Genomic DNA, 23790 nt, shown 5'->3' on the forward strand with positions numbered 1-23790 from the left:
GAATCGTAAATTATATGCTTGTCTAAAAGCTCTTCTGCGCTTACTGATCAACTCTCGTTTTCAGTGGGGCAAAGATAACAACTTATTGTAACGCAAAACAAGTTTTGTTAACTTTAATTTCATCTTGCATTCATATTTAAACGTAAAATACTGATACACTGTAATAATATTTTGGGGAAATTTAAACTAATGTTTGAGTTTTATTTGAAAATACTAAATGAAGGGAAAAATAGCAGCTATCTTCTTTAATATAAAATAGTCATACTTTTTACAAATTGACTTTATTGTACGATTAGAATCTGCAATTACAAATTTAATTCTACTATATAATATGCGTAATAAAAAATCCCGAGAAGTTTCCCGGGATTTACAGTTTAAAAATTTATAGTGTCAGTTTACTATTTTTTCGCTTTTTCTTTTAGCTCTTCTTTGTCTTTATCGGAAGGATTCCAAACTTTTACGTCTGCATTTTTATCAATTCCGGATAATATCTGAACATTGATTCCGTCACTTGCTCCCAACTTCACATACGCTTTCTTGAATTTACCGTCTTTCTGCTTTACCTCAACGAAAGGAAGATCTTTTCCATTTTTCTTTTCGTACTGTACTAAAGATTCATCCAAAAGCAAAGCGTTTTTCTGAGAGTTCAGAACAATTTCTCCGTTGGCAGAAAATCCTGCTCTGATGTATTCATTATTGGGATTGAAAACATCTCCTTCAACAGGAAATTTAATGGTTCCGTTATTATCTTTTCCTTTTGGAGCGATCATGGTTAATCTTCCCGGAAATGTTTTATTCTGAAGTGCACCGATCACGATATTCATATCCATCCCCTGTTTTAATTTTCCAGCCTGAGCTTCATCAATTTCTCCCTGAAAGATCAATGAATTCAAATCTGCAATGGAGCAGATAGTAGTTCCGGCGTTGAAAGAGTTGGCTTCGATAACCTGACTTCCCACTTTTACAGGTACTTCAAGAACGGTTCCTGAAGCTTTTGAACGGATCTGGGTTGTTGCCAAACCTTGTAATTCAGGAGTAGATCCTGTTTTTGCGATCTGCAAAGCTTTCTGAGCGGTCACTAATTGCTGCTGTGCGTTTCTCAAAGCCTGTTGTGTAGAATACAACTGTTGCTGTGCATTCAGAAATTCCTGCTTGGAAGCGACTCCCTGCTTGTAAAGTCTTTCCTGCATTTCAAACTGTTTGCGCATATTATCTACATTCAGTTTTGCATTGCTGATCTGAAGCTGCTGATTATTAACATTTTGCTGTGCATTATTAACCTCAGAAAGATTCGGAACGATTCTTACGGTTGCAATTAGCTGCCCCACTTCCACTTTATCTCCTTCGTCTACCAAAATTTTATCTATAATTCCGGCAATATTGGGTTTGATTTCAATTTCTTCTTTGGGAACGATTTTTCCTGTTGCCATCACTTTATCTTCCATATTCTGAACAGACGGTTTTCTGGTAAGGAAAGCCTCACTCTCTTTAGAATTGGACTTTACAAGATACCCGATCCCCGAGAACAGCGCCACTGCAAACAAAAGCCCCAAAATGATATAAATGGCTTTTTTCCAAGTGAATTTCTTTTTCATATATAGTTTATTTTTTTATTTAAGTTGTTTTTATTCTGTTCTTAAAGCTTCAATTGGTCTGATTTTAACGGCTCTCTGCGCAGGAATCATTCCGATTATCAATCCTAAAACCACCATCACTGCCATCGCAGCAAATACGTTTCCGTAGTTAACTGTAGGATTGTAGAACGGGAAGGAATCCTGTCCTTTCGTGGCTATATCGAGAATCATCAGAACAAAAATCCCGAAAATAAAGCCGAGCAATCCGGAAGAGAGTGTAATAACCACGCTTTCCAGAAGAATCTGGTTTCTTACTTCTGAAGGTTTTGCTCCTAAAGCTCTTCGGATACCGATTTCCTTGGTTCTTTCTTTTACCGTAATTAAAAGAATGTTGGAAATTGCAATAACTCCGGCAAGAATGGTTAAAGTTCCCACAATAATGGTTAACAACTGCATTCCGGATAAGAAACCCGTCAGTTTTTTAAATTCTTTACCTAAATTAAAACTTCCGAAGGCATTGGTATCATCGGGCGAAACTTTATTTTTGGCTTTCAGCTCTAATTTTACTTTTTCTTCTACAGAGTTTACATCTACATTCGGTTTGCTTACAATCGCGAACATATCAATGTTATCTGCTGCGTTATACATTTTTGTGTAAGTGGAAAGCGGAATAAAAACCGACTGATCGTTTTCAAAACCTCCGTTTTTCTTGATTCTGAATACTCCGATCACATTAAAGAAAATTCCTTTTATATTAATGGATTTTCCTAAAGGATTTTCATTCTTTTTAGAATCGAAAAAGTTCTTGTAAATCTCTTCTCCTATTACCGCTACATTTTTATTTCCGGAAATATCGGCATCGTTGAGATATCTTCCGAAGATCAGTTTTTTTTCTGAAATTTTATTTCCTACCGGATAATCTCCCGTTAAAGAATAGGTTCCGCTTTTTCCGTTTCTGGACATTAATTCTCCGGGTGTTCCGGTAAAGCTTCCTCTTGAGTTCTGGGGCGATATATAATCAATATCAGTGATTTTTCTTTTTAAAATATCGATATCCGAAAGTTTAAGATGCATCTGTCTTCCTTTCGGGAAACCGTCATAAGGAATGGAGGTATTCTGCGCCCAAAGGAAAATAGAATTGGTGGCAAAACCTGAAAACAGCTTATCGAAACCATTTTCCATCCCTTTTGCAGCACCCAGCAAACTTACATACAAAAACATACCCCAACCTACTCCAATCATGGTAAGGAAGGTACGAAGCTTATTATTTCTCAAGGAATAATAAATTTCCTGCCAAGTATCTTTTTTAAATATAATGTTCATTTGTTAATGTCTGTTTCTTTTAATAATGTCAATAGCTAAATTCACTTGCTAAACAAAATTCACCATTCACCATTCACTTTTTTTCATTATTCCGTTCTCAATGCTTCAATAGGCTTAATTTTTGAGGCTCTGTAAGCGGGAACGAATCCTGCAATCAGTCCTGAAAAAACCAATGCAATGAATGCGGCTATAATGTGTCCCCATCCTACACTTGGATTTTTAATGAAGTATTCTTCCAGATTATCTCCAATCAGGTACAAAGCCAAAACTCCGAGTCCCACTCCTATTAAACCTGAAATTACGGTAATCACCACACTTTCCTGAACGATAAGCGCGACAATGCTTTTTGGTTTTGCGCCAATCGCCTTACGGACTCCGATTTCTTTGGTTCTTTCTTTTACAATGTACACCATGATGTTACTAATCCCGATAATTCCTGCTGCCAAAGTTCCCAATCCGATGAAACCGACAATTCCTGTAAGTACAGCCATGAAAGCGAAAGTGTCGTTCATATTCTGAGCGTTGTTCCAGACTCTGATTCCGTTTTCGTCATCGGGAGCTACATTTTTTCGGGCTTTTAATCGTGATTTTAATTCATCACCATATTTAATCGCCTGTTCCGGCGTTAATTTGTCGTTGTATGCAATATAATTAATGCTTACAGTATCCGAACCTTTCTTCATTTGCTGCAAAGTGGTGATCGGAACTGTAATATGTCTTTCGTCCCAGTCTCCGCCGTCGTCCGAGAATACTCCGACGACTTTAAATATGGTTCCGTTGATATCCAATTCTTTTCCTACCGGATTTCCGTTTTTTATAAGGTCGCGCTGCACCATTCTTCCGATTACGGCAACATTCTGTTTTCTTTCGAGATCTGTCGGAGTGAGATAGCGACCTTCCAGCATTTTTCTGTTCTCGATGATCTGCTCTTCGGGTTTGGCTCCGTTAATCTGATAATTTCCGCTTTCCTTGCCATATTTTACCAGTAAATTTGAGGTGTATCTCGGAGTAGAACTTCCTACCTTTTCTTTATCAATATTCACCAGAAAATCGTAATCATCATTATTCATCGTAACGGTACGGTCGGATTGCAGACCGTTGTAAGCAATCGTCGTTTTTCCTGTTACAATAGAAATAAGGTTTTGGGCGTCTCTTGCAAAACCCTGCGTAAAAGCATTTTGGAGACCTGTTCCGATTCCGAAAAGGACAATGAAAATAAATAATCCCAAAGCCACAGTAAAACCGGAAAGTACCGTTCGCAATACATTACTGCGAATAGAACTGAATATTTCCTGCCAACGATCTAAATCGAACATATTCTTAGGTTTGAAGCGGGAAGCGGGATGATTGAGATTCTCCTGCCTTTCCGCTGATTTATTCTATTAATTAAACTTCTTTCTTCCAGCCTCCTGCCTCACAGCACCAACTGTTTAATAAACTCATCACTTTCAATAATTCCGTCCCGGAGAACAACATTTCTTTTTGTCTGTGCCGCTACATCGGGTTCGTGGGTAACAACAATGATGGTTTTTCCTTCGCTGTTGATATCCTGAAGCAGCTTCATGATGTCATGCGTAGTTTTGGAATCCAGTGCTCCGGTCGGTTCATCGGCAAGAACCACTTTCGGATCGGTAATTAAAGCTCTTGCGATGGCAACTCTCTGTTTCTGTCCTCCGGAAAGCTCGTTCGGTAAATGATTTGCCCACTGAGCAAGTCCTACTTTTTCCAGATATTCCATGGCTTTCTGATTTCGCTCTTTTCGCGGAACATTCTGATAATACAACGGAAGCGCGACATTATCCAAAGCTGTTTTGTAGCCGATAAGATTGAAAGACTGAAAAATAAATCCCAGAAACTTACTTCTGTACTCGGCAGCTTTAACTTCAGACAGATGTTCAATAGGAACTCCGTCCAGCTCATACGTTCCGGAATCTTTTTCATCGAGAATACCTATAATATTAAGAAGGGTGGATTTCCCTGAACCCGAACTTCCCATGATGGATACAAATTCGCCTTCGGAAATCGTAAGATTAATTCCCTTGAGAACGTGCAGCTTACTTTTTCCGGTATCGTATGATTTATGTAAATCCTGAATTACTAACATTAAGCGGTGTATGTTTTTTATACCCAATAAGTAGACAGAATTTTTAATTTGTTACGAATATTGAAAAAATCTTTATTTAATTAATTGTTTAACATATAAACCCTTTATTAAAAGCACTTTTGAATTTTTTGTTTAATTAAATTCTGCCTATAATCACGTTTTTGTTAACATAATACTTTGCAAGTCAATATTTAAGGGGCTTTCATGTAAATGTGGAAAACTTTTAAGGCTAAAACTCAACGAATTAGTGTTTCGCCCTTTTTATTACAGTTCTTTTTTTCGAACTTTGTACTTGCACAGATCAAAAAATAAATCGCTTCCGTGGTTAATAACTTTCACACATAAGTTACACCAAATCAGAATATTGATTATTTTTTGAACGTTATCCACATTGATCTATTTATTTTAATTTTTTAAGACATTTTTAATATGGGAATTTTTGATAAAAGAGTAAGTTACAAGCCATTTGAATACCCTGAGGTTCTTCAATTTGTAGAGGCAATCAACAAATCGTTCTGGGTGCATTCCGAAGTGGACTTTACTGCAGATGTTCAGGATTTTCATTCGCAGTTGGAGCCGCACGAAAAACACGCTGTAAAAAATGCACTTTTAGCCATTGCACAGATTGAGGTGTCTGTAAAGACATTCTGGGGAAATCTGTACACTCATCTTCCAAAGCCTGAGCTGAATGGTTTGGGAGCCACTTTTGCAGAATGCGAATTCCGTCATTCGGAAGCATATTCCCGATTATTGGAAGTTTTGGGATATAACGATGAATTCCTTAATGTAGTTGAAATTCCTGCCGTAAAAAGCAGAATTGAATTTTTAGGAAATGCCTTAAGACACGCGAATTCTGCAACACCGAAAGAATATGTTTCTGCATTATTGCTTTTCAGTATTCTGGTAGAAAACGTTTCTCTTTTCTCTCAATTTGCCATTATCCTTTCTTTCACAAGATTTAAAGGGTTTATGAAAAATGTTTCTAACATTATTGCATGGACTTCTGTAGATGAGCAGATCCACGCGAACGCAGGAATTTTCTTAATCAACAAAATCAGAGAAGAACAGCCTGATCTTTTAACAGACAGCGACATTGAAGATATTTATACTCTGGTTGATGAATCAATCGAAAGAGAAGGTGATATTTTAAGCTGGATCTTTGAACTGGGTGAAATCGACAATGTTTCTAAAGAAGATCTTTTAAACTTCATGAAATACCGCGTAGACGACAGTTTAAAGAAGATCAACATGAAAACAAGATACAACGTAACTCCAGAACAGTACAGACCGATGGTTTGGTTCGAAGAGGAAGTTTTCGCCAATTCTATGGATGATTTCTTTGCGAAAAGACCGGTAGATTATACAAAACACGACAAGAGTATTACTGCGAACGATTTGTTTTAAGATGAAAAGATGAAGGTTACCATAGATAAAATTGATACTTCTATTTATAACAAAAACGTAAGTTTACAATGTCCACATTGTGGGCATTATGGTACATTTTTAAGTTTAGTATCAGGAGTAAATGACATTGTAGTTCAAGATTTTTTACGTGGTAATTTTTCTTTAGGGATAAGAAGATGTCCTCGTGACAAATGCAGAGGACATTTATTTTTTATAACAGATCATTCTAATGAATTAATATTTACATCTCCTAGTGAAATAATTCCTTTTAATACCGATAATATACCTAAACAAATTGTAAATGCTTTTCAAGAAGCTATCATTTGTCATTCAAATAATTGTTTTATTGCATCAGCAATAATGATTAGAAAAACACTTGAAGAAATTTGTGATGAAAGAAAGGCTGAAGGAAAAAATCTATTTTCCCGTCTTAAAGATTTATCTGCAAAAATACTGATACCTAAAGAGTTAATTGATGCTATGGACGAATTGAGATTATTAGGTAATGATGCAGCTCATATAGAGGCTCAAACATTTAACGAAGTAGGAAAAAATGAAATTGAAATTTCAATAGAGTTTACAAAAGAAATATTAAAAGCAGTTTATCAATACGAAAGCTTATTAAGTAAATTAAGAAGCTTAAAAGCAGATCCTCCCAAGCTTTAGTTACAACTATTCAATGAGAAAAGACTTTAATAATTATAATAAAAAACAACAAAATTCCTGAGTCTTCAAACCGCTCGGGAATTCGAAAATATACAACAACAATGGAAGAACAAAACAACAACATATGGTGGCTCAATGAAGAGTCTGAGCAAATGCTGAACAGAGGCTATTTGCTGAAGGGTGAAACTGTAGACGGAGCCATCGATAGGATTACCACTGCTGCTGCCAAAAGATTATACAAGCCGGAACTTCAGCCTGCTTTCAAGGAAATGATCACGAAAGGATGGATCAGTTTCTCATCGCCGGTTTGGGCAAATATGGGAACACAGAGAGGTCTTCCTATTTCGTGTTTCAATGTTCACATTCCGGACAGCATTGAAGGAATTACCCATAAAATGGGCGAAGTCATCATGCAGACTAAAATCGGAGGCGGAACTTCGGGATATTTCGGGGAACTTCGTAACAGAGGAACTGCGGTTACCGACAACGGAAAATCTTCGGGAGCGGTTTCTTTCATGAAACTGTTTGATACGGCAATGGACGTTGTTTCTCAGGGTGGCGTAAGAAGAGGGGCTTTTGCAGCTTATTTAGACATCGACCACGGAGATATTGAAGAATTTTTGTCCATCAAAGACATCGGAAGTCCGATCCAGAATTTATTTACGGGAGTTTGTGTTCCGGATTACTGGATGCAGGATATGATCGATGGCGATATGGAAAAGCGTAAAGTCTGGGCAAGAGTACTGGAAAGCCGCCAACAAAAAGGGCTTCCTTACATTTTCTTTACGGATAACGTTAACAGAAATAAACCACAGGTTTACAAAGACTTAGGATTACCAGTGAATGCAAGTAACCTTTGTTCCGAAATTATGCTTCCTTCTACAAGAGAAGAGTCTTTCATCTGCTGTTTATCTTCCATGAACTTAGAACTATATGATGAATGGAAAGATACAGATGCGGTGAAATTAGCGATCTACTTCCTGGATGCTGTTTTATCTGAATTTATCGACAAAACGGAAGGAAACTATTATCTTCAGGGTGCAAGAAACTTCGCAATGCGTCACAGAGCGCTTGGTTTAGGAGTTTTAGGATATCATTCTTACCTTCAGAAAAACATGATTCCTTTTGAAAGTTTTGAGGCTACACAATTCAATGCAAGAGCGTTCAGAAGAATCAAAGAACAGGCGGAACAAGCTTCAAGAGAGCTTGCCAATATTTACGGAGAGCCGGAACTGCTGAAAGGGTACGGATTAAGAAATACGACAACCATGGCAATTGCGCCTACAACATCAAGTTCTGCGATTTTAGGACAGACTTCTCCGGGAATTGAGCCGTTTGCTTCGAATTATTATAAAGCAGGTCTTGCAAAAGGAAACTTCATGCGTAAGAACAAATATCTTGCAAAATTACTGGAGGAAAAAGGGCTTGATAACGAAGAAACATGGAGAACAATCATGTTGAATCACGGTTCGGTACAACATTTGAAGGAGTTAACGGATGAAGAGAAAGCAGTGTTTAAAACATTCAAGGAAATTTCTCCGATGGAGATTATTTCTCAGGCAGCCCAAAGACAACAATACATTGATCAGGCGCAGTCTCTGAATCTTCAGATTCCTTCTACAATGCCGGTAAAAGATGTGAACTATCTTTATATCGAAGCATGGAAAAAAGGCGTAAAAACCCTTTATTATCAAAGAAGTTCTTCTGTTTCTAAAGAAATGATGGTAAACTTTGTTACCTGCACGGCTTGCGAAGCATAAGATTCTCAAATAATAAACATTACATATTTAATCGGGCACGCTTTTTTAAGCGTGCTTTTTTATGTTAAGAAAAATTTTAATACAATTTTAACATACAGATAGAGAAAATATTTTTTTATCGTAATCATCTGTAAACATTGAAAATAATTCACTTTCAATCCCGAATCGGTGAATAAAATTATTGCATCTCTGTACTTTGATTATTTTTTGAAATAAAATATTAGTATATTTGCAAATATTTTTAATGATCATTTTTAAGATTTGTATCATTGTAAAATATACTACCGAAGAGTAAACTTCCATTAAATCATAAGATAAATATTATTTTATTAAATAAAAAAACACAACACTCTATTCATAATTTAATTACCAAAATAAAAAGTTATAGCTGTAAATAGATCCATTGAATCTGTTTACAAAATAAAAAAACACATAAAAAAACCTAATCAAATAATAGCTATTGGTAAAAAGCTTATCAATGGTATGAACACAAAAATTATTTCTAAAATGTACAAAATTATCACTCTAATTTTGGTAATGCTCTCTTATGGCATTACTGCACAAGTCGGTATTAACACAAGTTCACCCGATCCGAGCTCTTCATTAGACATTTCAAGTAATTCAAAGGGACTTTTACTCCCCAGAATCAGTAATCTTTCTTTGGTTACCAATCCTGCAACAGGACTGGTTATTTTCGATACCAACAAAAAATGTATCAGCCAGAATGTAGGAACTCCGGCATCTCCGGATTGGGTATGTCTATCTCCTTATTCCACAAGATTTTTCTATATGCCGAGTGTTGTTTTTGATACGACTACCATCGCTGCCGGACAAACGAAAGATTTATATACATTGTATAAAAATCAGTTTTCGAATATTCCGTCCAATGCAAGAAGTACTTCGGCTCCGGCAACCATTCCTTTTTTTCCTAACGCAACGGATCTTTATTATTATGTAACAGGATATGATTCTACTGTATTCAGGATTAACAGCATCAGCAGTACGGGAGTTTTAAATTATGATGTACTGGCAAACGCTACACCTGCTTCTTTTATTAACATTGTTTTTGTCGTAAAATAAGTAAAACATCATGAAAAAGAATTTCAAGGGGCTGTCATGGATGAGCCTTATCTTTACTTTGCTTACAAGTCTCGTGTACGCACAGACAGACAGTACTGAAGTTGCGAGTATTTACGGATTTTATTCTTACTCAAGCTCTTTAATGAATGCTTCTTCGGCATCCGAGCTTACCATACAGGGAAATGCTTCTCATACTGCAACAGGAGTACAGCTTACGCCGGCAAGCTCAAGTCAGTTCGGAGGATTGTTTATTAACGGCAGAACTTTTACTTCGGTAAATGGTTTACACGTAGAGTTTGAATACGATATGAAATCCGGTGCTGCGTTCAGCGGTTCATATGGTGACGGTTTATCTTTTTTCCTGTACGACGGATCTGTCACCAATCCTACAATCGGATCTTCCGGTGCAGGTTTGGGATATGCTTATAACAGAGCAAAAAATGATTATGCTTCATTCAGAAAACCCGGTTTATCAGGAGCATATCTCGGGATTGCGCTGGATGAATTCGGAAATTTTAAATCCAAACGTTTTCAGGGAGAATCCAGAGTTAACGGTATTGCCGGAGTAACATGGAGCCAGGGATCCAGTCACGTTACTTTAAGAGGAGCAAGAGGAGCCGCCATCAATAGCAATGGTTTAGGAGATGGCTACACCGGATATCCGGTTCTGGTAACCCGATCTACATTAAGCAATACAGGAACGGTAGGAAGAATATTACAGGCAGACAGATCGTACGCCGCAACCACCAGTACACTGGCTTCTACTTTTGATCTGAGAAACGGAAACGGAGAATTCAGAAAAGTATATCTGGATCTGATTCCTCATTTTGTAACGGCAACTACTACAGACGGATTTGATATAAAAGTGGATATTCAGACCACACAAAACGGAACACCAATTAATATTATTAATTATTATCACTACAAAACATCGCTTCCGTACAGTGAAAATGCCAATCCTGCGGTAACAGATTTTAACAGTTCCGATACTGAGGGCGCGGCTACAAACCAGACTTTAAATGCTGCAGTACCTTCGGTTTTAAAACTTGGTTTTGCGGCATCCACCGGAGCAGCGTATCAACAGCATATTATCCGAAATGTGAAATTAACACTTCCCTATTCTGCTGTTACAAATGATGATGTGGCAACAACCTGTAAACTTCAGCCGGTTTCGATCCCGGTTTTGGATAACGATATTGCCTACAAAGGTCCCATCAGTATAACAACTCCTCCTACAGGAAGTAAAAATAATATTGATAAAACGACATTCAGCTTTACAAAGACAAGTGATACTGATCTTACTTTATACCGCAGAAAAGTAACTCCGCAGGGAACATGGAGCTATAATAAAAGTACAGGAATTGTAACTTTCTATCCTTCAAGCGGCTTCACCGGAACTGCAACCATGACGTATACCGTGAAAGGAAAAACTTTAAAAGATTCTAACGGTAATATTGTTGAGCCGTATGGTGATACAGCGTACAGATCGGTTCCTGCAACCATTACAGTTAATTTAAAGACAACAGGCTGTGTTTATTCGGTAGTTTCTAATAAAATGGTAACTCAGGGCATAAAGTAAACCTTAACTAAATTATATAACCAGACAGACCACAGAAATTTTCTGTGGTTTTTGTTTAGTCTTAAATGTAAAATATCACTTATATTTTTATAAATCTTATTATGCTTAAAACTATATTATATAAGAAATTAAAGCATTTTCTGGGGAGATTTCACATTTTGTTACTAAGAATGATTATGAGAAATCACTGACCAAAAAACATCTCTTTGTACAGCTTATCATGTATACATTATCCAATAATAACATCACCTATTCACCTGAGCTTGCTTTTATTGTAATTATACTTAAGTCTTTTTAAGTCCATTATTCAAATCACTTTATAGAGATTAAACTATTTCTTAATTTTTTAATTTATATTTTATTTTAAAGCAAGACAAAATATAATAATTACGACCAAATTCATTCATAATCAAATTATTTAAAACAAATTTCAAAAAAGAGACAATTCAAAAAAGAGGTACTTTTGCAACATCAAATTTCAATACACATGAAAAAAAGAAATTGATGTAATAAAAACTCAAATCATGAACAAATTATTATTCACCCTTTGTGTAGGCTGTTTTTCCACAGCTTACTCCCAAAATCTCAATTTTACAGATTCGAAATTTAAAGCTTTACTTTTAAGCTCAAATCCGGGCAATCAGATTGCACAAAACCTTAGTGGAAATTATATTGCAATAGATGCAAATAATGATGGCGAAATTCAGGATTCGGAGGCACAGCAAATTAAAGTTTTAAATATAAAATTAAACGGAACTCCTGCTTTTAATAATCTTCCCGATCAAATTACAGATGCTCTTCTTTTTCCCAATATGGAAGAATTGTATATACATGATAGTAAATCTGCAGTTATCAGTTTTACCAATAATTCTAAGATCAAAAAAGTTTTGTACACGGGAACGGGCGGTTTCACAGATAATACGGGAACTGCGCAAAATGTTTTGGTCGATTTTTCTTTTAATAGCTGTTCGTCTGTTCAAGATATTAATAAATTTTTATCTAATCTTAATCCTTACATCGGAACAACTTCTATATTAAGGTTTAATAATTGTCCGCAACTTATAGGAAATATTGTTTTAAACGAAAAAACAATCAAACAGCTATATCTTGAAAACTGCAATAACATCACTTCAATTACAGCAACTTCATGTTATCAACTTGAAAAATTACATTTTCAAAATTTAAATTCACTAACTAATATTTTGGTGAATGGTAACAGTGGATCTTCATTGAGTCAGGTTTATAATCAAAATATAGATCTTACAGCAACCAACTGCACGAATCTTGAAGATATTGCAGCAGATACCGACCATTACTACAGTGTTGGAGCTTATTTTTCTTCAGCAAATTTAAATGGCTCTGCAAATCTTAAAAAAATTAAAGGATTAAACGCCACTTCTATTAATTTTGCAACGGCGGGATTAATGAACCTGGAAGAACTTGATTGTTCATTTTACAACAGATATGGTTATAATACAACTTCAGGAGTATATTTTGGAAATGTAGTTTCATTAAATCTTACAGGTTTACCAAAACTTAAAATTTTAAAGGCATTCAACCAGCCTATTACTAATGCTGTAAATTTCAGCATAGCGACAATGCTTCAGAATATTGATATTACAAATTCATGCGGCTATATGAACACAGTGAATGTGAATAATCTTGCCAATCTTCAGGCTCTAAAAACTGACAGATCTAATACGGTGGGAACACAGGGAAATGATGATCTGCAGAAAATTACAGCAAGAAACTGTACAGCACTAACCAATTTTATTTTTAGAAATAATCAGAATCTTAAAGAATTGGATATCCAGAATTGTTCCGGAATACAGAAATTATCTATCGGCTATTATGCACCGATAAGCGATGGTATTTTCCCGGAATTAAATACCGTTAATCTCCTTCAATGTACAGGTATGAAAGAAATTACGATACAATCTACCAAAATAAATAATTTAAATACTTCAGATTGTGTAGCCTTAACTTCTTTAGATCTGTCTGATAATAATTTTTTACCCTCCATTAATATTTTAAATAATATAAAATTAGAATATCTCGGTCTTCAAAATATGCCTTTGATTTCACAGGTGAATACAACAGCCAATAATAAGCTGGAAAACGGATATTTCATTAATTGCCCTCAAATTACACAACTGAACTTTTCAAGTTCACCAAGCTTCAAGTATCTTACTTTATGGAACATGGCAAATCTTACCTATGTAAATGTAAGAAACGGCTCCATTGAAGATGGTTTTGATTTTATAAATTACAATCCAAATTTGGCAATGTGTGTAGACAACGCTCAATTAACTGATTTACAAGCTCTTTATGCCGACATTACATTCACTACCAATTGTGGAGGTTTTTTAAGCACAAAAGATTCCGAAAACAGCAAAAACGAAATAAAAATTGTTCCGAATCCTGTGAAAGATTTTGTAATGATAAAAGCTGAAGAGCCTATTAAAAATGTAAAAATATTTAATGTGCTGGGAAGAGTAATATACAATCAGGACTGCGATAATGAACTGATGAAAATTGACCTTTCCGCTCATCCTTCCGGAAATTATATTGTAACAGTAAAAACCAATAAAACAGAGATATCCAAAAAGATTATTAAACAGTAATTCACAAACAGCAAACAGTTTTTTTTAAGAGAAGACCATGGAATTTTTCTGTGGTTTTTGTTTTATATTTGTTAAAAGAGTTAATCACTAAAATATTCAGATATGAAATTCGGACAAGTTGAAGATCCTTCAAAAATAGATTTTACATTACCTAAAGACCATCCAAGAACGAAAGAAATTTTAAGCCGCAATAAAAACGGACTGGAAAATATCTCCATCGGATGTGCAAAATGGAACAAAACAGATCTTAAAGGATTTTATCCTAAAGGAACAAAAGATGAACTTACATACTATGCAACGCAGTTTAATTCTATTGAGCTGAATGCCACCTTTTACGGTATGCCGACTCCGGAACAGGTACAGACATGGAAAGAGAAAACTCCTGCTGATTTTAAATTTTTTCCAAAAATCACCAATACAGTTTCCCATTTCAGAAGGCTTTTAAATATAGACGATGTCGTTACACAGTTTGCTACGGCGGTTTTAAACTTTGATGAAAAACTGGGAATGGTGTTCCTTCAGCTTCACGATAATTTTAAACCAAAAGATTACGAAAGGCTGGAAAAATTCGTGAAAAACTGGCCAAAGGAAGTTCCTCTCGCGATAGAGCTGAGAAATACAGAATGGTTTACCGATGAAGAGATTCTCAATAAAACCTGCGATCTGTTTGAAGAAAACAACATCACCAACATTATTGTAGATACTGCCGGAAGAAGAGATATGCTTCATATGCGTCTCACCACACCAAATGCGTTTATCCGTTACGTTGGAGCCAATGCAGAAAGTGATTATGAAAGGCTGGATGACTGGATGAAGCATCTCAGCAAATGGAAGAAGGAAGGACTTCAGAATCTGTATTTTTTTGTACATCAGAATATTGAAAAAGCTTCTCCGCTGCTTTCCGCTTATTTTATTAAAAAAGTGAATGAAGAGTGGAAACAGGATCTTCACATCCCCGAAATGGCAAAAGAAAGTACAGGAAGTTTATTTTAGAATTTAATAAATTTTAATTTTATTCACTATTAAGTGGGATAATGACAACAAAAAGTGCATTTTTAATATAAATAATTCACTTTATTGCCTGTAAAAAAAATTACCGTAAATCCTTCATTTATATTGTTATAATTACTAAATTGGGAAGTAGAGATTCATTAATGAATCAGCCAAATAAAAACCAATAACAGTATGGAAAAGGAAATTTGTACAATAAGTATTACGAGCAACTGGCTCGGTGACGAGTATACTTTTTATGAGAACGAAAAAATAAAAAGAACATACGACAACAACAGCTTAAGTTCCGATGTTACGGAATGGCTGGAACCGAAACAAATCAGTAAACACAATAAAGATAAGCTGATTAAGAACTGTCCGGAAGAGCATAAAGAAAGAATCATGATTATTCTTGATTATCCTTAATCTTTTAAAAGCAATACAAAATCCCAACCTTTAGTAAAGATTGGGATTTTTTTATTTTCTTTTTCTGAGAAGCAGCATGATGTTGAGAAACAGCAGCAGAAAATCTAAAGTGATCCAGATTCCGAGTTTTACATTTTCATGATTATAGGCTTCAATCTGTTTTTTAGCCATATCGGAAAGCTTTGAACTCTGAATGATGTAATTCTGAACTTCTATCATCTGATCGATATTCTTATTCGGGACAGAATTCTGGGAGAAGTAGACAAGATTTTTCTTTCCTAAATATCCCACAACCCAATATTCATCAGACTTATCCATTTTCAGATATTCTATCCTGTAATATTCCGGACGGATGGTTCCCAGATGTTTCGTATCGATAACTTTCCCTACTTCCGTGTCATTAAGCGTAAGAACATAAAAATCCAGAGGCTGCGGAAGTTTATTAATCACCTGTAATGCCACAGAATTTTCCACAATGCCTATCGTACTTTTCTTGATGAACCAATACGTGAAAATAGAAAACGAAAAAATAATCGTAACAATACGGAATAATTTTGCCCATTCTGCGCCTTTCCCTTTCTTCAGCTTAGAAAGCAAAAGAGAAAAAACGGAAGCCCAGAAAATGACCAGAACAATAAATACCATAGTGCAAAGATACTTATTTAAAGACTTTTAAAAGAATCCTATTCAACATTCCATTCTTTGTAGAACTGATCGAGGAATTTCAGCATAAAATCGTGTCTTTCTCCGGCAATTTCCTTTCCTTTTTCTGTATTCATCAGATCTTTCAGCAGCAAAAGTTTTTCGTAGAAATGGTTGATGGTGGTTCCGTTGGATTTTTTATATTCTTCCTTAGACATATTGAGTTTGGGCTCTACATTGGGATCATACATCGGATTATTTTTAAAGCCTCCGAAGTTGAACGTTCTTCCGATTCCGATGGCTCCGATAGCATCAATTCTGTCTGCATCCTGAACAATTTTTAGTTCAACAGGAAGATTTTTAGGAACTTCACCTCTGTTTTTAAAGGAAATATTTTTAATTATGAACAAAACCTGCTCAATTAATTTCTCTTCAGCATTCTGGCTTTCCAGAAAATCGCGGGAAACTTTTAAAGCAAGGGTTTCATCTCCGTTATGAAATTTGGGATCGGCAATATCGTGAAGCAAAGCTGCCAGTTCTACAACTTCCTGATTGCAGCTTTCTGTTTCAGCAATTTTTCTGGATAATTTCCATACTCTTTCAATGTGAAACCAGTCGTGTCCCGCTTCTGCACCTTCCAGTTTTTCTTTTACAAATTCTACCGTGTTTTCGATCAGATTCTTCATTATATCAATCATTTTAAATATTGGGCGACCAAAGTATCGGAAAGAAAAAAACTTTTATCAGGAAATTTCATTTAAAATAATATTCCACAGTTTCTTATTGTAACTTCTGAAAAAATTAATATGCCCGATCTCTCCTTTTTCCGATTCTGAAATTTTCACCACTCTGTAAGTTGGCTTAAGATTCGGATAGGTATCGTTCATCAGACTTTTTACCCCTTTTTCAGTGAGCCATGCATCATCTTCAGCATATATTACAAATACTTTCTGTGTTAAATGTTTAGAATAATCCTCAATTTTCTCCAGCAATCTGTTGGTCGATTTTCTGTTTAAAATTAAGGTTCTCCAGTCATATGCGCAATTTTTCGGAAGACTTTCTCCGAGTCCGAACCAATTTCCCGGAAAATAGCCCAGTAATGCGGTGGTTAAAGGCTGGGCAATTCCAAAACCTAAATACGCTTCTATTTTTGTTTTGAATTTCAAATGTCCTACAAAAGCATTTTGGGTTCCTACGAAGAAAAACTCTTCAAACATTTCAGCATCTTTATTCATTCCTAAAATTAAAGCTCCCACGGAATGTCCTAAACAGTACTTTTGATAATCTGTAAAATTTTTCTGAATGTAATCTGTAACGGCTTTAAAATCTTCGGAACCCCAGATTCTCATGGAAGCATAAAAGCCTCTCATATTTTCAGGTTTCGAAAGCCCGATTCCCCGATAATCGTAGGTAATGACGGTAAATCCTTTTTCGGAAAAAAACTTTGCAAATGAAAAGTAAATCTGCTGTTTTACTCCGGTTGCAGAGTTGATAAGCAATAGTTTACGATTGCTTTTTTCAGGCGAAAATAAATGGGCAACTATTGAAACGTCATCAGATGCTGTAAGCTTTAGCTCTTTCATGGGTAAAAAGAAAAAATCCACCATAAAAGTGGAAATTTTACTTTGTATTTTATGTTAAGTTTAAAATTTTCGATATGTAACAAATAGCTTATGAAATAAAATCTGAAAGTCTGGGAAGGCAACATTGGGAACCTTTTGATTCAGAAACTCTTGCCGAAACTTCATTCCCGAATTTCACACACTCTTCTATAGAGTTTCTATGACACAGAGCAATAGAAAATCCTACCGTAAAAGCATCGCCCATTCCCATTTTATACGCAGTTTTATCCTTATCGTTCCTGCAGTATTTCATTTCTGTACCATCAAAATAGATGGTAGAATTAATGTCATCTCTTACAAAAACTTTGTTAAAGTATTTTTTAAGAATGTCTTCTCTCTGATCTTCTCCGAAAACAATATGAAGTTCATTGCTTTTTACCACAACAAAATCTACATGATTTAAAATTTCATCGCTCAGACGCTGTGCAGGTGAAGCATACAATCCTACTTTTTTACCATATTTCTTGGCTTTTTTTATGGTATACTCAATTACCTTCATGGAGACTTCAAGCTGAAGAAGTACGAGATCTGCTGTATGGAAGTATTTATCTGCCGCCTCAACGTGTTCTACACTAAGATAATTATTGGCTGCAGGAACTACCACAATTGCGGTATTTCCGCCTGAAGTGGTTACATAAGCTGTTCCGGTGGCTTCACGATCCGTCTCAAAAACGAAACCTACGTTCACGTTCTCATTCACCATATTCCTCATAATCTGCTGACCAAGCGGATCCATTCCAACACAGCCTACAAAGTAGACGCTTGCTCCCAAACGTGCTGCACCAACTGCCTGATTGGCTCCTTTTCCACCAAAGTAACTTTCGGATTTTCGGGCAATAACCGTCTCGTTCTCACAGGGAACTTTTTCGGTTTCTAAAACAAGATCTATCGAAGAGCTTCCTACAACGATAATTCTTGGCTGTTCTGAGGAAAAATTCATTAGTGTTTCTTATAGAATTAATATTTCGTGATTCTAACAAATTTATGACTTGAAATTTGAATTTCAAAAATAATTAATGAAAAATCAACTAATTTCAATAAATTCTGTTATGATTTTTACAGGATTATTATTTTTATCAAATCCAATATAGCTTGCATAAAAACCTTCTCCGTAACCTGTTTCAAATGCAAAAATAGTTCCCGGATGATTTTCTGAAGGTTTTAGGAATGCGAACTGATCGATTGCTCCTTTTTCATCAAAAAAATATTCATGAAAAAATTCTTCATAGATCCCCATAAAATCAACACCCTTATTACGATACAATCTCTGTTCCAAATCGTTAAGACTATTCTGCGTAACCACATCCATAAAGCACCCCATTCCGCTTTCTACGGGATATCCGAAAACCTCTCCCTCTGTAAGATCTTTTATATTCTGTCCTTCTGTTGTCGCCAGTTTCCAGTCTGTAATTTCAGACTGGCTGAAAATAATTTCAGCATACGCCACACAATTGCTTTCTCTTTCCTTATGCAGAAGAACTGCAAAATCTCCTTTCGGAAATGGTATTGAGAAAGGCTTCATATCATTTGTAATCAGAGGATCACAGGCAACAAGTTTTCCGCTGGAAAGATAAATTTTCCCAACTTCAAAGCTTTCCAGTAACGGACTTTCTACGAAGTTTTTGGAGAACAGTTTTTTGATGTTTTCTATGTGTGTCATGTTATATTTAGACTAAGATGAAGGTTCAGGCTAAGCTCTAAGCTCAACCTTAACCTAAACCTTTTATTATAAACTTTTTAATTTCTCTTCAAGAATGGCTATTTTATCTAGCGCATCTTTTTGTTTTTTCCTTTCAACCTCAACAATTTCCGGTTTTGCGTTGGCAACAAATTTTTCGTTGGAAAGCTTTTTATCTACAGAAACTAAGAATCCTTTTAAATATTTTAATTCTTCTTCTGTTTTTGTTTTTTCTTCTCCTAAATCCAAATTTTCACTTAGAGGAATTGAAATTTCTGTTGCGCCTACCAAAAATGTAAAGCTCGGCTTATCTGTTTTTGTTCCGAAATGAATTTCTGAAACATTGCCTAATTTCTTAATCACGGATTCGTTAGGAAATTCTGAAGCATTGGTATAAATTTCGGCAGCTTCTCTTGGAGAAATCCCTTTTGTCTGACGGTAATTTCTAACGCCGGAAATAATTTCTGAAGCAGATTCGAAGTTTTTAATAATATCTTCATTAAAACTTTCTGCCTTTTTTTGCTGCGCAATAATTAAAGCATCCTCAACGTTTCGTTGTGAAATTGTTTGCCATAATTCTTCCGTCAGGAAAGGCATGAACGGATGAAGCAATTTTATTAACTCCTCAAAAAGAGCAACTGTTTTATTGTAAACTTCCTTAGAAATTCCTTCTCCGTAATTTGGTTTGATTGTTTCTAAATACCAAGAACAGAAATCATCCCAAATCAATTTATAAATCAAATGCAAAGCATCAGAAATTCTGAATTTCTCAAACTGATCGTTGATCTCAGCAATTGTTTTATTTAATTTATTTTCAAACCATTCAATTGCCTGAAGTTCTGTTGAATTTGCCGGTTTATCTTCATGGTTCCACATATTGATCAATCGGAATGCACTCCAGATCTTTGACATAAAGTTTCTTCCCTGAAGCATTAGATCTTCATCAAAAAGAAGGTCGTTTCCGGCTGCAGAACTTAATAAAATTCCTACACGAACTCCGTCTGCTCCATACTTATCCATTAATTCCAACGGATCCGGTGAATTTCCTAAAGATTTAGACATCTTTCTTCTCTGCTTATCTCTTACAATTCCTGTGAAATAAACATTTTTAAACGGAACTTCCTTTCTGTATTCCAACCCTGCCATAATCATTCTTGCTACCCAGAAGAAAATAATATCCGGACCTGTTACCAAATCTGAAGTCGGGTAATAATAATTGATGTCTTTGTTTTCAGGATCAAGCAACCCATCGAAAACAGACATTGGCCACAACCATGAAGAGAACCATGTATCTAAAGCATCTTCGTCCTGTTTTAAGTTGTCAGTTGTCAGTTGATCGTTGTTGGTTTTTTGCTTTGCAAGTTCTAATGCTTCTTCGATATTTTCGGCTACAACGAAATCATTTTCTCCGTCACCATAATAGAACGCAGGAATTTGCTGTCCCCACCAAAGCTGTCGGGAAATATTCCAGTCGCGGATGTTTTCCATCCAGTGCTTGTAGGTATTTTTAAACTTTTCAGGATAAAATTTAACCTCATCATCCATTACAACATCCAAAGCAGGTTTTGCAATTTCAGACATTTTCAGGAACCACTGTACAGAAACTTTAGGCTCGATTACCGCACCTGTTCTTTCTGAAGTTCCTACTTTATTTACGTAATCTTCCGCTTTCAGCAAGAGATCTTTTTCTTCCAGTTCTTTCGCAATCTGCTTTCTTACCTCGAATCTATTTTTTCCGGCGTAATGCAACCCGTGATCGTTCAGATTTCCGTCATCATCCAAAGCATCAATCATCTGAAGATTGTGTTTTTGTCCGATTTCGTAATCATTGATGTCGTGAGCAGGCGTAATTTTCAAAGCCCCTGTTCCGAATTCGATATCTACATATTCGTCCTCGATAATCGGAATTACTCTGTTAACAATCGGTACGATTACTTTTTTACCTTTTAAATGTGCGTATCTTTCATCATTAGGATTGATACACACTGCAGTATCCCCGAAAATAGTTTCCGGACGCGTTGTCGCTACTGACAGGAATTCTTCTGAGCCTTCAATGGCATATTTCAGGAAATATAATTTCCCATTCTGTTCCTTAAAGATTACTTCTTCGTCGGAAATATTGGTTTTTGCTTCAGGATCCCAGTTTACCATTCTGTACCCACGGTAAATCAATCCTTTATTGTAAAGATCAACAAAAGATTTAATCACCTGCTGAGAAAGTTTTGGCTCCATGGTGAAACGGGTTCTGTCCCAATCGCATGAACATCCTAATTTTTTAAGCTGCTCAAGAATTGTTCCTCCGTATTTATCGGTCCATTCCCAGGCGTGTTTTAAAAACTCTTCTCTTGTAATATCAGATTTATTGACTCCTTCAGACTTCAGTTTAGCAACCACTTTCGCTTCCGTAGCAATGGAAGCGTGATCTGTTCCCGGAACCCAGCAAGCATTAAAGCCCTGCATTCTTGCACGACGGACCAGAACATCCTGAATGGTATTGTTAAGCATATGCCCCATGTGCAAAATCCCCGTTACGTTTGGCGGAGGAATTACAACAGTGTAAGGCGGCTTGTCATTGGGTTCTGAATGGAAGTATTTATTTTCCAACCAGTAATTGTACCACTTTTGTTCTGTTTCCTGTGGATTGTACTTTTCTGAAATCTGCATAAATTCTTTTACTTTAATTTACAATTTGCAAAAATAGTCTAAAGAAAAATATTTTAAGTATGAATTAAAATAATTTTTAACTTTGTTTCTCAAAATTTATCTAACAACATATTTAATATTCAAGAATATGAAAAAATTAATCGCAGGAATTGCATTATTCGGAACATTCGCTATTGCATCTGCACAAACGATTACGTTTGACAAAACTACTTTCGATTACGGAAATGTAAAGCCAAGTTCAGACGGTATCAGATTCTTTACGGTAACCAATACAGGAGATAAGCCTCTTATTTTATCGAATGTAAAAGCATCTTGCGGATGTACCACTCCGGAATTCAGCCAGGATCCTATTCTACCCGGAAAATCAGCTAAAATCAAGGTAGGATACAATACTGCAATCAACGGTGGTTTTAACAAAATGATCGAAGTATTTTCTAACGACCCTGTAAACAGCAGAAGCGTAATCTACATCAAAGGAAACGTAGATCCTAATGCTCCGGATCCGAAACCATTGACTCCTGAAGAATTGAAAGCTAAAGCTAAAGAAGAAAAAGCCGCTGCGAAAGCTGCGAAAAAGGCTGCAAAAAAAGCGGCTAAAACTGCTGCATAATGGTAAAATCTCTACTAAAATAAACGAAACCGTCTCATGGAGGCGGTTTTTTTATTACATTTATATTAGGTTAGTTGATGGTTAACGGTTTTTAGCTGATAGATTGTGACCAAAATTAATCTTTAATCTTTTTAATAATTTAAAATAAACATGGACACTAACTTTTCAGACGATTTTTTGGTAAAAGGTAAATTTTCCATTAAAAAAGCTTCAACAGAATACAAAGGAAAACTTACTAAAGAAGAAGGAGAACAATTGTTATTAAACGAAAAAGAAAAGCTTCGTGAGCTTCAGGAGAAATTGTATTCGGATGGAAGCCAGTCTCTCTTGGTGGTACTTCAGGCGATGGATGCCGCGGGAAAAGACAGCTTGATCGAGCACGTTTTCGGGGGAGTGAATCCGCAAGGCTGTAACGTGACGAGCTTCAAAACTCCCACTTCAAAAGAATATGCCCATGATTTTTTGTGGAGGCATTATTTAGCACTACCCCAAAAAGGCATGATCGGAATTTTTAACCGATCTCATTACGAAAGTGTACTGGTCTGCAAAGTTCATCCTGAATATAATTTAAGCGAAAAAACATGGAAATCCGTTAAAGATTTTGACGATAAATTCTGGGAAAACCGCTATGAAAGCATCAGAAATTTTGAAAAACATCTTGCCCAAAACGGAACGACCGTTGTAAAAATATTCCTGAATGTTTCTAAAGACGAACAAAAGAAAAGACTTCTCGACAGAATTAACGAACAGGAGAAAAACTGGAAATTTTCCGCCGCCGATCTTCCGGAGAGAGCTTTATTCGAAAAATATATGGAATGCTACGAAACGGCAATCAATGAGACTTCAAAAGATTACGCGCCTTGGTATGTTCTTCCGGCTGATAATAAGTGGTTTGCAAGAGTTGCCGCGATACAGATTATTATTGATGCTTTGGAAAAAATGAATCTGCAGTATCCTAAATTGTCTGAAGAGGATCGTAAAGATTTAGAAGAAGCAAAAAAACAACTGGAAAGCGAGAAATAAGGAAGAATGGAAGATGGGAGC

General features: G+C 35.8%; 20 protein-coding genes. 10 read left to right on the forward strand and 10 right to left on the reverse strand.

Translation table 11 applies throughout. The annotated features are described in order from the left end of the window. Window positions 1-398 precede the first annotated feature (398 nt). The 4 genes from H6W53_RS19650 to H6W53_RS19665 form a co-directional block, all read right to left on the reverse strand. Window positions 399-1595 (reverse strand): efflux RND transporter periplasmic adaptor subunit, encoded by a 1197-nt coding sequence (locus H6W53_RS19650; RefSeq protein ID WP_185209155.1) that lies wholly within the window; start codon window positions 1593-1595, stop codon window positions 399-401. Between the two features lie 30 nt (window positions 1596-1625). Then, on the reverse strand, window positions 1626-2897 hold the full coding sequence (locus H6W53_RS19655; RefSeq protein WP_185209156.1) for an ABC transporter permease: 1272 nt from the start codon (window positions 2895-2897) through the stop codon (window positions 1626-1628). 86 nt (window positions 2898-2983) lie between these two features. Next, window positions 2984-4213: an ABC transporter permease gene (locus tag H6W53_RS19660; protein WP_185209157.1), complete on the reverse strand. Its 1230-nt coding sequence runs from the start codon at window positions 4211-4213 to the stop codon at window positions 2984-2986. A 98-nt stretch (window positions 4214-4311) separates the two neighbouring features. After that, window positions 4312-5001 carry an ABC transporter ATP-binding protein gene (locus H6W53_RS19665; RefSeq protein ID WP_076395968.1) on the reverse strand — a complete coding sequence of 230 codons (690 nt, stop codon included), beginning with the start codon at window positions 4999-5001 and terminating at the stop codon, window positions 4312-4314. Between the two features lie 429 nt (window positions 5002-5430). Between H6W53_RS19665 and H6W53_RS19670 the strand changes: the two genes are divergently transcribed. The 8 genes from H6W53_RS19670 (at window position 5431) to H6W53_RS19705 (ending at window position 15530) form a co-directional block, all read left to right on the forward strand. Beyond that, window positions 5431-6405: a ribonucleotide-diphosphate reductase subunit beta gene (locus H6W53_RS19670; RefSeq protein WP_076395970.1), complete on the forward strand. Its 975-nt coding sequence runs from the start codon at window positions 5431-5433 to the stop codon at window positions 6403-6405. 9 nt (window positions 6406-6414) lie between these two features. After that, window positions 6415-7071 (forward strand): DUF4145 domain-containing protein, encoded by a 657-nt coding sequence (locus H6W53_RS19675; protein WP_185209158.1) that lies wholly within the window; start codon window positions 6415-6417, stop codon window positions 7069-7071. Window positions 7072-7151: 80 nt separating this feature from the next. Further along, the gene (locus H6W53_RS19680) at window positions 7152-8831 is read left to right on the forward strand and encodes a ribonucleoside-diphosphate reductase subunit alpha (RefSeq protein WP_317169762.1); all 1680 of its coding nucleotides are present in this window, start codon (window positions 7152-7154) and stop codon (window positions 8829-8831) included. Window positions 8832-9314: 483 nt separating this feature from the next. Next, on the forward strand, window positions 9315-9911 hold the full coding sequence (locus tag H6W53_RS19685) for a hypothetical protein (RefSeq protein WP_228457842.1): 597 nt from the start codon (window positions 9315-9317) through the stop codon (window positions 9909-9911). A 10-nt stretch (window positions 9912-9921) separates the two neighbouring features. Next, the gene (locus H6W53_RS19690; protein ID WP_185209160.1) at window positions 9922-11490 is read left to right on the forward strand and encodes a hypothetical protein; all 1569 of its coding nucleotides are present in this window, start codon (window positions 9922-9924) and stop codon (window positions 11488-11490) included. A 524-nt stretch (window positions 11491-12014) separates the two neighbouring features. Beyond that, window positions 12015-14114, forward strand: coding sequence for a T9SS type A sorting domain-containing protein (locus H6W53_RS19695; RefSeq protein ID WP_185209163.1), 2100 nt, complete (start codon window positions 12015-12017; stop codon window positions 14112-14114). Window positions 14115-14216: 102 nt separating this feature from the next. After that, window positions 14217-15107, forward strand: a complete 891-nt coding sequence (locus H6W53_RS19700) for a DUF72 domain-containing protein (protein ID WP_116097004.1) — start codon at window positions 14217-14219, stop codon at window positions 15105-15107. 192 nt (window positions 15108-15299) lie between these two features. Then, on the forward strand, window positions 15300-15530 hold the full coding sequence (locus H6W53_RS19705; RefSeq protein ID WP_076395986.1) for a hypothetical protein: 231 nt from the start codon (window positions 15300-15302) through the stop codon (window positions 15528-15530). 51 nt (window positions 15531-15581) lie between these two features. On the opposite strand, the gene H6W53_RS19710 is transcribed toward H6W53_RS19705, so the two are convergent. The 6 genes from H6W53_RS19710 to H6W53_RS19735 form a co-directional block, all read right to left on the reverse strand. Beyond that, the gene (locus tag H6W53_RS19710; protein WP_087705891.1) at window positions 15582-16175 is read right to left on the reverse strand and encodes a hypothetical protein; all 594 of its coding nucleotides are present in this window, start codon (window positions 16173-16175) and stop codon (window positions 15582-15584) included. A 38-nt stretch (window positions 16176-16213) separates the two neighbouring features. Continuing rightward, window positions 16214-16858, reverse strand: coding sequence for an HD domain-containing protein (locus H6W53_RS19715; RefSeq protein ID WP_185209165.1), 645 nt, complete (start codon window positions 16856-16858; stop codon window positions 16214-16216). Window positions 16859-16915: 57 nt separating this feature from the next. Further along, window positions 16916-17755, reverse strand: a complete 840-nt coding sequence (locus H6W53_RS19720) for an alpha/beta fold hydrolase (RefSeq protein WP_185209246.1) — start codon at window positions 17753-17755, stop codon at window positions 16916-16918. A gap of 88 nt (window positions 17756-17843) precedes the next feature. Then, a complete protein-coding gene (locus H6W53_RS19725) occupies window positions 17844-18734 on the reverse strand; it encodes a PfkB family carbohydrate kinase (protein WP_185209167.1) in 891 nt (296 codons plus the stop codon). Window positions 18735-18818: 84 nt separating this feature from the next. Continuing rightward, window positions 18819-19454 (reverse strand): DUF4241 domain-containing protein, encoded by a 636-nt coding sequence (locus H6W53_RS19730; RefSeq protein ID WP_185209169.1) that lies wholly within the window; start codon window positions 19452-19454, stop codon window positions 18819-18821. 66 nt (window positions 19455-19520) lie between these two features. After that, window positions 19521-22136: a valine--tRNA ligase gene (locus H6W53_RS19735; protein ID WP_185209171.1), complete on the reverse strand. Its 2616-nt coding sequence runs from the start codon at window positions 22134-22136 to the stop codon at window positions 19521-19523. A gap of 127 nt (window positions 22137-22263) precedes the next feature. On the opposite strand from H6W53_RS19735, the gene H6W53_RS19740 reads away from it, so the two are divergent. Both H6W53_RS19740 and H6W53_RS19745 read left to right on the forward strand, forming a co-directional pair. Continuing rightward, window positions 22264-22746 (forward strand): DUF1573 domain-containing protein, encoded by a 483-nt coding sequence (locus H6W53_RS19740; protein ID WP_185209173.1) that lies wholly within the window; start codon window positions 22264-22266, stop codon window positions 22744-22746. Between the two features lie 150 nt (window positions 22747-22896). Continuing rightward, window positions 22897-23769: a polyphosphate kinase 2 family protein gene (locus H6W53_RS19745; RefSeq protein ID WP_185209175.1), complete on the forward strand. Its 873-nt coding sequence runs from the start codon at window positions 22897-22899 to the stop codon at window positions 23767-23769. Window positions 23770-23790 lie beyond the last annotated feature (21 nt).

Source organism: Chryseobacterium sp. C3, from assembly GCF_014218905.1.
Taxonomy (GTDB): domain Bacteria; phylum Bacteroidota; class Bacteroidia; order Flavobacteriales; family Weeksellaceae; genus Chryseobacterium; species Chryseobacterium mucoviscidosis.